Source organism: Microbacterium sp. A93, from assembly GCF_051842835.1.
Map to the genome: position 1 here is coordinate 250,719 of NZ_JBPXMT010000007.1, position 12,953 is coordinate 263,671.

11 protein-coding genes are annotated in these 12,953 nt (G+C 63.2%); 2 read left to right on the forward strand and 9 right to left on the reverse strand.

All coding sequences use genetic code 11. The features are described 5' to 3' along the window. Window positions 1-26 precede the first annotated feature (26 nt). The 5 genes from ACSU1G_RS18755 to ACSU1G_RS18775 all read right to left on the reverse strand — a co-directional run bounded on the left by ACSU1G_RS18755 (window position 27) and on the right by ACSU1G_RS18775 (window position 6,662). Window positions 27-2,393 carry a hypothetical protein gene (locus ACSU1G_RS18755; RefSeq protein WP_439281496.1) on the reverse strand — a complete coding sequence of 789 codons (2,367 nt, stop codon included), beginning with the start codon at window positions 2,391-2,393 and terminating at the stop codon, window positions 27-29. 29 nt (window positions 2,394-2,422) lie between these two features. Next, the gene (locus ACSU1G_RS18760) at window positions 2,423-3,289 is read right to left on the reverse strand and encodes a carbohydrate ABC transporter permease (protein WP_439281497.1); all 867 of its coding nucleotides are present in this window, start codon (window positions 3,287-3,289) and stop codon (window positions 2,423-2,425) included. Beyond that, window positions 3,282-4,184, reverse strand: a complete 903-nt coding sequence (locus tag ACSU1G_RS18765) for a carbohydrate ABC transporter permease (RefSeq protein ID WP_439281498.1) — start codon at window positions 4,182-4,184, stop codon at window positions 3,282-3,284. The genes ACSU1G_RS18760 and ACSU1G_RS18765 overlap by 8 nt, the downstream gene beginning before the upstream one ends. A 64-nt stretch (window positions 4,185-4,248) precedes the next feature. Beyond that, complete coding sequence (locus tag ACSU1G_RS18770) at window positions 4,249-5,526, reverse strand: ABC transporter substrate-binding protein (protein ID WP_439281499.1); 1,278 nt, start codon at window positions 5,524-5,526, stop codon at window positions 4,249-4,251. Between the two features lie 47 nt (window positions 5,527-5,573). Further along, on the reverse strand, window positions 5,574-6,662 hold the full coding sequence (locus ACSU1G_RS18775; protein ID WP_439281500.1) for a dihydrodipicolinate synthase family protein: 1,089 nt from the start codon (window positions 6,660-6,662) through the stop codon (window positions 5,574-5,576). Between the two features lie 200 nt (window positions 6,663-6,862). Here ACSU1G_RS18775 and ACSU1G_RS18780 point away from each other — a divergent pair, with 200 nt between their 5' ends. Next, window positions 6,863-7,561, forward strand: a complete 699-nt coding sequence (locus ACSU1G_RS18780) for an SGNH/GDSL hydrolase family protein (RefSeq protein WP_439281501.1) — start codon at window positions 6,863-6,865, stop codon at window positions 7,559-7,561. 194 nt (window positions 7,562-7,755) lie between these two features. Here ACSU1G_RS18780 and ACSU1G_RS18785 read toward each other — a convergent pair whose 3' ends face one another. After that, window positions 7,756-8,007 carry a hypothetical protein gene (locus ACSU1G_RS18785; protein WP_439281502.1) on the reverse strand — a complete coding sequence of 84 codons (252 nt, stop codon included), beginning with the start codon at window positions 8,005-8,007 and terminating at the stop codon, window positions 7,756-7,758. A gap of 398 nt (window positions 8,008-8,405) precedes the next feature. Between ACSU1G_RS18785 and ACSU1G_RS18790 the strand changes: the two genes are divergently transcribed. Then, on the forward strand, window positions 8,406-8,507 hold the full coding sequence (locus ACSU1G_RS18790; RefSeq protein WP_439281503.1) for a hypothetical protein: 102 nt from the start codon (window positions 8,406-8,408) through the stop codon (window positions 8,505-8,507). Between the two features lie 482 nt (window positions 8,508-8,989). On the opposite strand, the gene ACSU1G_RS18795 is transcribed toward ACSU1G_RS18790, so the two are convergent. The 3 genes from ACSU1G_RS18795 to ACSU1G_RS18805 form a co-directional block, all read right to left on the reverse strand. Continuing rightward, window positions 8,990-9,835, reverse strand: a complete 846-nt coding sequence (locus tag ACSU1G_RS18795) for a DUF4062 domain-containing protein (protein ID WP_439281504.1) — start codon at window positions 9,833-9,835, stop codon at window positions 8,990-8,992. Window positions 9,836-9,969: 134 nt separating this feature from the next. Next, entirely contained in the window at window positions 9,970-11,076 is a 1,107-nt protein-coding gene (locus tag ACSU1G_RS18800) for a hypothetical protein (RefSeq protein ID WP_439281505.1), read from the reverse strand. Continuing rightward, window positions 11,073-12,884 (reverse strand): translation initiation factor IF-2 N-terminal domain-containing protein, encoded by a 1,812-nt coding sequence (locus ACSU1G_RS18805; RefSeq protein ID WP_439281506.1) that lies wholly within the window; start codon window positions 12,882-12,884, stop codon window positions 11,073-11,075. The genes ACSU1G_RS18800 and ACSU1G_RS18805 overlap by 4 nt, the downstream gene beginning before the upstream one ends. Between the last annotated feature and the right edge of the window lie 69 nt (window positions 12,885-12,953).

Here is a 12,953-nt window from a genome sequence, read left to right on the forward strand (position 1 = left end):
CTCCTCGCCGCGATGCTCGATCGTGCTCAATCGAGGACAGCGGAGTAGTCCGTGCCGTTGACCGTGAGGATCGACGGCGCCAGCACGGCCACGCCGTTCACCTTACGGAACAGCTGGTCGCGCGCGACGATGTCGGTCCCGACCTGGAGCAGGTCTCCGCCAGGGGTCGTCACGGCGGAGGAGTGCACCGTCGCCGACTGCTGCTGCGAGATCTTGGCCAGCGCCGTCTGGGATGCGAAGGTCTGCGCCTCGGCGAGCGATGTGCATTCCCCCGTTCGCGCGTAGAGCGTCACCGCCGCACGCTCGGATGTCAACGCCGTGCGGACCGTCGATTCGAACTGCGTGATCGCGAGCCGCGCCATCCCGACGTCCAGGCCCGACTGATCTACGACGAGCGCCGCATGCGGAGTCTGCCCTTCGATCCCGTCGGCGCGGAGAATCCGAACGGCGATGCAGCTCTCGCCCTCCCACACGGTCACGGTGGAGGTCAGCGTCGCCGCCGCCTCAGCGACGGTCGACGTGCCGACGGCCACCCCATCGAGCAGCACGGCGGACGCGCCGGCCGGGATGAGGATGTTCGTCTCGAACGACGCGGTACGCAGACCCGCCGGCTGCAAGTCGAGCTGAGTCAGCAGGTCGCCACGCTCCTGGACGGCCACCGGATGGAGCGGCACGTGGATCGGCGCGGACCCGGTGTAGGTCTTCCCGTAGGGATCCGTGCCGGCCGACGGCACGAAGCTGACAGTGCCCACGGCAGGATCGGCACCGACCGCGCTGATGCTGATCGACTTGTCGTATGGCGTGGGCGCCCCCATGCCGGGGATGACGTTGGTGAATGTCTCGCTCGTCGAGCCCATCGCCCGACCGTCTTCGATGAAGACATAGCGATCGAGGAAGCGGTTGGGATCGGTCTTCGCCTCCACGACCTTGGGCGAGGTCGTGGCGAGCGCCCAGTGCGCGGTCGTCGGCTGGTACACATGCGCGCCCCGATAGGCGACCATCACCTGGTAGTTGAAGACGGAGTACGAATCGAGGGGCCGATCGCGCCATCCTTCAACGCGAAGGAAGTAGGCAGGGCCGCTCGAGTGGGTCCAGTCGTACTCCCGTGATGACGAACCCGCCATCGTCTCGGACGCGGGAAGATAGGTGGCGGCGATGTCGTACCAGAAGAAGTCCAGCGCCTTCCCGAACTCGGCCCGAAGCGCCGGATCCTGCACATACCCGTAGCCCATCATCAGCGCTCCGAGATCGATGCCGTAGTACACCGTGGAGCCGTACTCGCGAATGCCCCACTCCCTCGTGTAGTCCACCCAGTCCCGCCATCTGTCGATCCCGGCCTGATACAGGGCCGTGTCGCCCGTGCCCTGGCCGATCAGGATCAGCTGGATGTCGCGCAGCAAGCGGGCGTTGGTATATCCGAGCTGCGCGTGCGAGGCGTCGAGCGTCGACTGCGCGGCGAGCGTGAATCTGTCGCGGATCGTCTGCTGCTGCGCGGTGGTGAACTGAGAGAAGTGCTGCGGGGTGTTGAGGAATCCGGCCGCGAGGAGCAGCGAGAACGATGTGGCGTTGATCTCGGGGGCGCCGTTGGGAACGACGCCGACAGTGACATCCGCGCCGACTTGGGAGGAGGTCCATGTGGTGGGGGCGTCGTCTTCGCCGATGGTCGTGCCCGAGAGTGACACCGAGTCGAGCGACACCTTGACGGGGAAGTTCGTCACACCGCGCTTCTCCAGCAGCCGGAACGACACCGCGACATCGGTCTGTCCGACGAGGCGCGACGTGACGTCCACGTCGACGTGTTCCCAGTCCTTCGTCCCTCCAGCGACGTCCCGTTCCCAGACCACGACACCGTCGACCAGCGCCTGGAAGGCGTGATAATTCGCCTGGACGGCCGTGACCGAATCCTTCATGTCGAAGCTCAGGACGTGCGGGCCTGCGGCGAGCGCGGCACTGCGCTCAAGCACGGCCGCAGCTCCGGCGACGGTCGGCGTGCTGGGCGCGACGCTGAACTGGTGGCACTCGACCCCGTACCAGCAGTTACCCCAGATCTCCTGCGGCAGGGCGCCGTAGGCGGGGTCGGATGGGTCCATGATCTGGTGGTCGAAGACGAGCTGCAGAGCATCCCACGCGGCACCCGGATCGTTGTGCTCGGCGAGCTCATGGGCGACGACGCTCATCAACCTGCGCGCGGTCACCACCGGCTGCCGCTCGTACATGGTCGCTTGGAAGGCATCGGCCTCGGCGATCACGCCGTCCGTCACCTCGTCGAGGCGGTCCTGCCTGTCGAGTGTCGCCTGCGTCGTGCCGCCGGCCGTCGCGACGGCGGGCGCGGTGCCCGCGATCAGGGCGGCGGCGAGCACCACGGCGCCGAGGGTGGTCCATCGTCGAAACATCGTCGTCCCTTTTTCGTAAGGTCCCCGGTTCAGCCCTTGAGGCCGCTGAAGGCAATGCCCTCGATCACGCGGCGCTGCAAGAGGATGAACACGAGGAGGATGGGAATGGTCGCCAGGACACTGCCCGCCATGATGACGGGATAGTCGGTGATCTGGTCGCCCTGGAGCGTGGCCAGGCCGACAGTGAGCGTCATCATCTCTTGGCGGGTGTTGACGATGAGCGGCCACATGAGGTCGTTCCATGAGTAGAGGACGGCGAGCACGGCCAGCGTCACGAGGGCCGGTCCTGCCAGCGGAAGCGTCACGTGCCAGAAGGAACGCCACGGATTGCATCCGTCCAGCTCTGCCGCCTCGTCGAGTTCGACGGGGAGGGTCAGGAAGTACTGACGGAGGAGGAAGGTGCCGAACGCGTTGAACATGCCGGGCACGATGAGCGCCTGGAGAGTGTTCAGCCATCCGAGGCTCGCCATGATCTGGAACTGCGGCAGCAGGAACAGCTCGCTGGGCACCATCAGCACCGACAGGAACAGGATGAAGAAGAAGTCCCGCCCGGGGAAACGCAACCGGGCGAATGCGTATGCGGCGAGCGCGCAGAAGACCAGCTGTGCGACGGTGCGGCCGAGCGTCATGAGCACGGTGTTCACGAACATCTGGCCGAACGGCAGCACCTCGAACACCTCGGCGTAGTTCGCGAAGTCCCAGGTCTCGGGCAGGATCGTCGGCGGCACGAGGATCGACTCGCCGTAGGTCTTGAAGCTGGTGAGCGCCTGCCAGAGGAAGGGGAACACCATCAGCACTGCACCGGCTGCAAGGACGGTGTGACTCACCGCCGACACAGCCACGGCCTTGGTCTTAGGTCCGGGCTTCCTGGTGCTCCGGTCCGCGGGACTACGCATAGTGCACCACCTTCTTCTGCATGGCGAACTGGACGAGCGTCAGCAGCATGATGAGGATGAGCAGGACGACCGCGATCGCGGCGCCGTACCCCTTGTCGTTGAGCTGGAACGTCTTCTCGAAGAAGAGGTACACGATCGTTTTCGCCTCCGGCAGGGCCGGGTTCATCCGACCGATCATGATGAAGACGAGATCGAAGATCTGGATCGAGCGCATGATCGTGATCACAGTGAGGAAGAACGTGGTCGGGCTGACCAGCGGCACGGTCACTGAGAAGAACTGACGCACCCCTCCGGCGCCGTCGATGGATGCGGCCTCGTAGATTTCCGGGGGGATGCCTCGCAGACCTGCCGACAGGATCACGACGTTGTAGCCGATGACAGACCAGATGCCCACGACGACCATCGCGATCATCACCGTGTCGCCGTTGCTGATCCAGTTCGTGCCGGGGATGCCCACGGCGCCGAGCGCGGCGTTGAGCACTCCGAAGTCGCCGTTGTAGATCCAGCGCCACATGATGGCGATGGCGACGGGCATGGTCACCATCGGAACGAAGTACAGCACCTGGTAGACCGAGCGGCCGCGCAGGCCGCGTCGGTTGAGCATCGCCGCGATGACCATGCTCATGGGCACCGAGACGACCACCCCGAGCGTGTAGAGCGCGCTGTTTCGCAGGGTGCTGTAGAACTCGGCATCGCCAGCGAGACGCAGGAAATTATCCCAGCCCACCCAGGTCTGGCCGCCGAATGCGCCCCATTCGGTGAAGCTGAAGATGATGCTCTGCACGACCGGCCAGAGATAGAAGATCCCGAGGCCGATGCCCAGCGGTGCGATCATCAGATAGCCCCACAGGATGTGCCCCGGGCGGTACCGACGGGGCCTGCGCGTGCGCGACACGACTTCTCCATTCTTCTGAGCAGGTGCGGGGGATGCGAGGGTGTACCTCGCATCCCCCGAGTGACTACTTGGCGGCCTTCAGGACCTTGTCCACCTCGACGGCCAACTGATCCAGCCCGGTGTCGACTGGCACCTCGCCCGCGAAGATCTTCGTCATCGCGTCGACTTCGATGCTCGTCCATTCCGCGGTGTTGAGCGTCGCCGGGAGCGGGAAGGCGGCGGCCAGCGACTCCTCGTAGAGCTCGGTGAGAGCGAACGGCGAGTTCACTGCCCAGTCCCGCCACGTCTCACCGAAGGCGGGCGCCTTGTCCTGCAGGTCGATGCGGATCTGCGCTGCTGTCTCGGATGCGGTGAACGCCGCGAATTGCGCGGCCATGTCGACGTTCGCGGACTTGGCGTTGACGGCCGACACGAGCGAGTTAACGCTCGCGCCCTCGCGCTCGCCGGCCGGCAGTGGTGCGACGTCGATAATGTCGACGAGCGCCGGGTCGTCGGTGTATGGCCCGACGTTCCACGTACCGCTGTAGTACATCGCGAGCTTGCCGCTGGGGAAGAGCTGATGCGCCGGCGTCTCAGCGAGCTGAGCCACCGTCGGCGACTGGCCGGCGTCGATGAAACCGCGCCAGAAGTCGATACCGGCGTGGGCTTCGGGGGTGGCCCAGTTGCTGCTCGTGCCGTCGGCCGAGAGCACCTCGACGCCCGCCTGATACACGGTGTTGTAGTAGTTCGACTGGGAGTCGACGCTGGATGCGATGCCGAAAACGCCCTGCGCGGGATCGGTGAGAGCCACTGCCGCGCTCTCCACGTCATCCCATGTCCAGTCCGCGGTGGGGTACTCGACGCCCGCGACGTCGAAGAGCGACTTGTTGTACCAGAGCCCGATGGTGTCCAGGTCCTGCGGGAGCCCGTACTGGGCATCCTCCCATTGGTAGGACGTCAGGATCGACTCCGGGTACTCGGAGGTGTCGACGCCCTCGGCCTCGATCGTCTGGTCAAGCGACGCAAGCACGCCGTTGCTCGCGTACAGAGGCAGATTGAGGTGGTTCATCCAGAAGACGTCCGGTGCGGAATCGCCCTGAACTGACGTCTGCAGCTTCGTCCAGTACTCACTGATCGGGGTCAGCTCGATCTCGACGGTCACGCCGGGATTCTCGTCCTCGAACGCGTCGGCGATGGCCCGGAACGTGGGCTCCTGATTCACGTTCCACATGCCGTAGCGGAGGACGACGTCCTCGCCTGCGACGGCGGTCTCTGCCGGAGCGCCGGATCCGGTGGCGCAGGCGGTGAGCGCGAAGACCGCACCGATTCCTGCGACGGCGGTCAGTCTGCGTGTGATTTTCATGTGTCCTCCATTGGGTCTCTCGCCGCGACGATGCCGCCTCGGTCCTGCTATCTCAACCACTCATCTCGGTGCGCCTGGATGAACTCATCGTCGGCGAACCACGGATAACGGGCGTGCGCCTGCGCGATGAGCTCTTCCTGCCCGGGCGAGAGCACTTCTGAGCTTCCCAGGCACAGCCCGCTCGGCAGCAATCCCTGCCGATGCAGGATCGCGTTCACTCCGGCGATGCATCCTCGGAAGTCGTTCGCGACGTCGAAGACGGCGGCGTTCAGTGCCGTGAGCTGCGGAGCGTATCCGATGACGGTCGACGCGGCCTCGCTGTCACCCTCCCTCGCCGCCCGCACCGTGTCGAGCAGGCGCACCGCGGCTCTCGTGCCGACGGCCCACTGCCCGAGGAGTCCGCCGTCGAACCACCGCGTGCCCTGCGGGCTCTCGAACGGGGTGAAGAGGTCTCCGACGATGTTGTCGTCATTGCCGGTATAGAGGGCGACGTCTTCGGCACGGTCGGAACTGAGCACCGCCTCGACCACATCGAGTGTCCGGTAGCGATCGAAGGGAGCGACCTTTACGGCGACGACATTCTCGATCTCAACGAACTCGCGCCAGAAGGTCGGAGACAGCCGCGGACCGCCGATGGCCTCCTGCAGGTAGAAGCCGATGACCGGCAGCACCTCGGCCACGGCCCGCGCCCTGGTGATCATGTCCTCGTCGGAAGTCTCCGCGTACCGAGGGGGCGAAAGCAGAACCGCCTCGTAGCCGAGTCGCGCTGCGGTCTCCGCCTCGGCCACTGCCTCGGCCACACTGCCCGCCACGCCGGCGATGCGCATCATCGCGGGATTCTCGTCGAGCACCTCCGCCGATACTTCGAGCACGGGCTCGAAGAGGCCGATCTCGGGGTCGCGGATCTCGAACTGCGTCGTGTGCACCCCGACCGCGAGGCCACCGGCGCCGGATGCCGCGTAGTAGCGGCCGAGCGCCTTCTGATGCCGCGTGGAAAATCGACGATCGGAATCGAGGGCCAAGGGCATCGCGGGAATCACGAGGCCTCGACGAAGGAGGCGGACAATCTCCGCCCGGCCTCGCTGAACCGCGACCGCCGTCGGAGCATCTGCGTCAGCGCTCCCGACAGGAATCACCGCTCCTCGACTCATTTCTTGCCCTCCACGTCCCGTTCGAGCGATCATTATTTATGCCAGCTCGCTTTGATAATTGGCCATTTTGCTCTTAATGTCAAGTATTTATTGAGATACCGATGTGTCAGAATTTTCATGAAAGCCTGTATCGCGAGACGAACCCCATTGCCCACAACGGCTCCGCGTCGAGAGGAACCCCAATCATGACCGCTGATCTGGCTCGCCTACGCGACGCACTCTCTTCACCCGCTCCACTGAACTGGGTCTTCACTGGCGATTCGATCACGCAGGGTATCGTCCACACGCAGGGTGCACGCAGTTACCCAGAGCACCTGCACGAACTGATCCGCGGCGAGCTCGGGCGAGCGCAGGATGTCGTTGTGAACACGGCCATCAGCGGGTGGCGAGCCGTGCAGATCCTCGACGACTTCGACCGACGTGTCGCTGTGTGGAACCCGCAGGTAGTGACCCTCATGATCGGGACAAATGACTGCTCAACAGAGGGGGTGTTTCCGATCATCGAGCCGGGAGAGTTCGGCGCATCGATCCGCGAGTTCGCCACCCGGGTCCGCGCCCTCGGCGCCGTGCCCGTACTGCAGACCCCGCCCACCGTCGATGTCGCCAACGCACCGGAACGCGCGCGGATCGGCGACTTCGCTCAACTGATCCGCGCAGTGGCGACGCAGGAGGAGACGATAATCGTCGATCAGCACGCGCGGTTCGCCGAGTATGGAGGGGGCGGTGTCGCCTGGGGCCTCCTGAACGATCCTTTCCACCCCAGCGAGGCCGGGCATGCCGCTCTGGCGCTCGAACTCGCACGCGTCCTCGGGCTCGAGCCGAACGACACAAGAGCTGTCGTGCTGGGTGACCTCGAGGCGTGCGTCACCATCGGGACGCTCTGACCGCCGCGACCGAGGCTCCTCCTCCGAGTCCGGGCGCGCCCGTGTCGAGGCGCTAGCCCGGACGGTAGGGTCGCGCACGAAGTCAGCATCCTGCAGGACGAGGGCTACAGATCGTTGAGACCAGTCCGGGGGCTCCTAAACCGTATTTACGCCGGGCAATCCAACCGCCGCCGGCGAATCGCGCTGCGGGGACGTCAACTGCTCTCGGCAATAGCGTGCTCAGCGCATAGCGTCGAGACCCACATCTGGATCACGTACTGTCTCGCTGGACTGCCACATTCCTCGCACGTCTCGATGCTCTCCCATTCCGCGGCGCGAATCGCGTCGGTGAAGTCCTCGTCGAAGCTCGAGGGGTCGTCGAATGGTTGTGCGTAGAAGCTCAGCGCACCGAACTTCGATTTCACCTGCTGCACGATGTAGCCGGGCGCGATGGCCGTAAGGGTCACGTCGAGCCTCGCGAGGTGCAAGGCGCACCTTCGGATCGCCTTCGCCATGCGTCCGATCGATCCGCGGGAGACGTCCCGGAGATCGGCGGCGACGGTGAGGATCTCACCTTCGGGCTGGCGGATCAGGCACAGGGAGGCTTCCAGATCGGTGAGGATCCGGCCCCAGACTTCGGCCGCATCGAGGGTCTCGGCGTTGTAGGCGTCGAAGGTGACGAGCTCGAAGCAGGCGGCATGTCGAGCCGCATCAGCTCGTCACAGCCGGGCGTCGGTGGTATCTCGTGGCGTGGGACGGATCAGGTCGAGGATCTCCAGGAGCCACCACAACTGACAGCGGCGCTCGATCGGAACCCGCAGGCACGAAGCAACTGGGACGGCTTTCCCCCAGTGCCCGCAAACAGATGTTGTGGTGGATCGTCTCTGCGGCTCGAGACGTGACACGGGCGAGTCGAATCGACCATGTCGTCGCCGAAGCCGCCGTCGGTCGACGTGCCCAGGGCTGATCGCGCCCCCGAGCGACATGCGCCGCCAGACTGACGAAAGTGCCTAGCGTGGCCTCGACTCGCCACCAATCGACGAGGCGAACCTGGTCTTCGCCGTCCCGCCTGAAAAGTCCGTCGAAACCCACATACGGCACACGTTTCTGGAGCCTGCTCAAGGCTCAGGATTTCACCTTGCCGTAAACGATCGTTTTCGGTGGGGAGATGGCTCCACCGCTGCACCTTGTCCGACGCGCTTCATGAGATTTCGACAGCTTCGTGAGACGCTCCGCCAACTACGTGAGTGTCCGGGGACACTGAATCTGTAGTTTTCGCCGGGGATCTTGTTCTTAGTTTCCTCGGAATGTCGTTGGTCTCGGTCAGCGCAGTGCCAACAGCTCCGTCCAAGCGACGACAGTAGACCTGTAGTTCGCCGAAGATCGAACTGCGCGTGAAGCCGAGAATCTACCTGCGAGTCTCACGGCTCCGACGCGCAAGTAGGAGGCTCAGATGTCGAACGCTCGCTCGCGTTCCTGGCTGCCTTCAACCCACCTCACCATTGCGCTTGTCGGGATGCCATCGGCGATGCTCAGGTCATACCTGAATCTCTGAGTTTGGCCGGCGTGTAGGGTTCGAGGGCGGTCGCCGTCGTAAAGCAGGTTTGCTTCCCTATCCCCGGCGCGCACCGTGAGATCCACCGCATCTACGTCGCCAGCATTCGTCAGTTCGATGAACCGCCGCACTCGATTCTTTAGGCGACCCCGACTGTCCTGTTCCGCAACGTTCTCGCTACCGGCCTGGACGACTAGCTGAGCTCCTGAGCGCTGCACCGTCGTTTCAGGGACGCCCAAACCGAGAGCATCTATGTCGCTCTCGATGGCTCTCCAGACGTGGACCACCAAGTCCTCTGCATTCGCATAAGTGCCATACAGGCTTCGCTGTCTCAGGTCTTCCTGAAAACTGCGTAGCGCCGCGAGTTGCTCGAGATCAACCTCGTTCGGATGAGGGGCCGTCGAGAACCACAAGTGCACACGCTTGCCGTCGACGATCGCGCGATCGACCTCCTCGACCGTCCCAGAGATTGCCGTGGGGGTCGCCGTTCCGACCCTACTGCCGAAGATGCCGATTAGAGCATCGGCGTTATCAAGGAGTGCAGCATTGATGATGGTTTGAGGGTGGTCCCCTGCCTGTGGCGCTACCGACTCCCAACGCAACGGGACAACGACCACGCCGCGCGTCCGAGTGTGTGCTTCATTCCAGCCCGTTATCGCTCGCAGCACGGCTTCGCGTCCGTCTCCGACATCGCCAGGAGACGCGAGCATGATGTAGAGCACCGTGGCCGAGGATGTCATGTGTCGAGCATACGAGGCTCGCTCCTCAGGCGCCTTCAACCGCGAACCGGAGCCTCTTCCCTCGACGCGCTTAGAACTGGGCTGACGTCGGACAAGCGCCGTCCACGGGCGAGACGCCGCCGCACGGAGCCCGGCTAGCTGCTCGAAACACGTAGCTCCAGGACTCGTCGCCATTTGGTCACTTCAACGGCGTCTTCCGGCCGGAGGCTTCGCATGTGCGCGAGCCTGTTGCGTATGGGCATCACTTGAGCACCGAACTGCTTCCAGTGCACTGGTGTGAGCCCTAGATCGCCGATCTCGATCCGATCCTTTAATTGAAGTAACTCGCCGAGCGATAACCACTCCAGTGGATCTCGTACTTGCTTGAGCGACACAGCACCAAGATACGCGGACTCGGTTGCACGCTCGAGCACCTTCGAAGGAAGGTCACCGTTTAAACACTGTGTTCGCCATGTCTCGCCCCAGGCAGTGATAGCCCGGCGACGAACTGCCTGACGGATGATTCGTTCAATCTTCCACAAGCCTGCGCTGACGTCCGCCAGCTGTTCTTGGGGGTCCAGCGCATCCGCGAGTACGTTATCCAGGGCCTTCTTTAGCGGGAGGAGATACTTGGGGAAGTTCCATGCTCGAGTCGCACCATCATGCGCGGTCAGGCTCGAACCATCGAACGCTTCAAGTTCTCGGGCACTAAATGCTCCAAGCGCGTCCTCTTCGGTCAACAGATTCTCGTAGACGACGCGATCGAGTGACGCGCACAGGTCGGTGCCGATCTCGGTGAGCGCCTGATACAAGGCCTCGTCAGCGGAGACGCCATCTTCCACGCAGACCGGCCAGTAGGCGGCTCCAGGGTATTTGAGTGTTGGTGCGTGTGCGAGGCCCGCATCGTCGATGAGCGCGCTGCCAACCACCGGAGGAAACGCGATCCGCGGGGCTCGCGAGACCAGAACAACGCTATGGCCAGCGTCGACGTCTCTGAATACTCGCTCCCGGAGTGCGCCCATCTTGCTGGCAGCAACCGGATGTCTTAGTGCCTCTAGCCGGTCAATCACCAACGGCCCGTCTGTGTCACTTGTTACGCCTGTAAGAAGATAGTCATGGACCGTCTGAACATTCGCGCTTGAGGCGATCAACGCTCGCCGTGCGGGCTCATTACTGCTTCCCAATTGCAAGAACAGGATCCGCAGTTGGGACGCCTTGCGATGGATCCCTTGCACCCAATCGGCATAATTCGCAGCAGTCACACGAGTTCCAAAATGACGCTGATCTCAAAGTTCCCGTCGTGTTCCTGGATCAACCCCAGATCCTTCAACCGGCGGACGGCAACGTGCTCACTCGCAGCGAGTTCTTTGAAGTCTGCAGTGCTCTCCATTAGGACATCGAGCATCACTGCCTCGTTGGCATAGTAACGCTTGACGTGCTGAACAATCTCTTCGATGTTGCCTTGCACACGGCTTTTCCAGTCGCTGATCTCGGACAGAACGGACGCGCGTGTCATCGTACGTTGGAAGACGTCGGTCGGTAGATGCTGGACGACTGCTGAGCTCAGATTGCGGTAAAGGTAGGCATGCCCGCCAGACGCCTCGTGCAAGGCCTCCAGAGCCCCGGGTTCAATCTGAACCCCCATCTTCCCGCCGACTGTGCTTGCAAGCACGTCCGCTTCTTCACGCTCCAATGGTTTGACATACACTGCCTTCGCCCAGGAGAACAGCGGGTTGGGACGCCCATACAGCCGGCCACCTTCGACGATGGCACTCGTAAGACCTGAAAGCACAAAGGTGAAGTTTTCGGACTCCTGGACGACACTTCGCAGAGCCGAAAGGAACTGTGCCACACGCGGCATGTCACCTTCAGCGATGTCGATCCGATCCGCCGGCGTCAGATACTCGATCTCATCGAGAAGCACAAGGATCCGGTGTCCCTCTTTGTGAAGTCGCTTGAGGACCACCTGGAGCGCGTTCTTCAGCTCGAGAATGCTCGGACGTTCTGAGAGCTGAGACAGCTCCCGGGTGTGCAGCTTGTGCACCTTTAGCTCTTCAACGAGACGTCTGCGTAGATCACTCACTATGTCGTCAGTCGGGTCCTCTGGTGGGGAGGGAAATGCCTCCAGGTCCATGAGAACGGTGACGACCTTGTCTTCTTGCAGTTCTTCCTGCAGCTGCTTCAAAATGCTCGTCTTACCGGACTTGCGAAGCCCGAACACTCCGGTGACTTGCTGATTGAATACGTCATCCCGCAGCGACTGCAACAGGGTCCTCCGTCCGAAGAAGCTCGCACCGTGCACAGGTGTCGTCATGTAGAAGAGGTCACGGGCGTAGATGTAGTCGCGGAGAAGCGTGATCAATGACAGCTCATCCTCGTCATCGATTAGCAATGGGATAGCGAGTTTGGCCGGGCGCGACCAGTCATTCAACTTGACCCGCAACCGCTGATCCGGAGACCACAGGAAGAAGATATCTGGTGTTACCGAACGGTTCGTCGTCTTGAGCTCTCGCGCCGCAGCTTGGAAAGTACGCCCCTGCAGGTCCTCGTGCGGGGAATAGAAAATCATCACCTCACGAGTGAACCCAAACCCAGCCTCGATCGCTCCGCTGAAGCGGACGTGAACGATGGCACACCCTTGAAATCGCTCCTGCTTGCAGAATCCCGCGTACACCACCTGTGAGCCGAGGCTCTGAAGCGCGTCAATATGGTCCTGCAGGACCGGGTACCTCGAGCGGACTCGACTGATGTTCGCTTCCAGATCAGCACTGTGCGGTAGCGCTACTGCACCGGACCTCCACCCATACTGACGCGACGATGGCGTGCTCGGATCGAAATCGGGGCGATCGATGTGGGGCGATACGTGGTCACGGCGGACCGGAGACGGACGAGGCGGCCCGGGGCGCGGAGCGGGCATCCCGAACGATGCCCGTACGCGCCTCGCAACAGGTGCCTCAATCGTCGATGAGGGCGACTTGACGAACTCGCCGAGCTCGCGCAGCCGCTGAAGCACCGCTTTCACATCTAAGCCCAGCTCCACAGCGAGTTCGTGAACTCGGATCTTCGCCATCTCGTATCCTTCCAGAGGCACAGCGTCGCCGCGCAGAAACTGTTTCCAGAGGCGGGCTGTGCCCAGTCT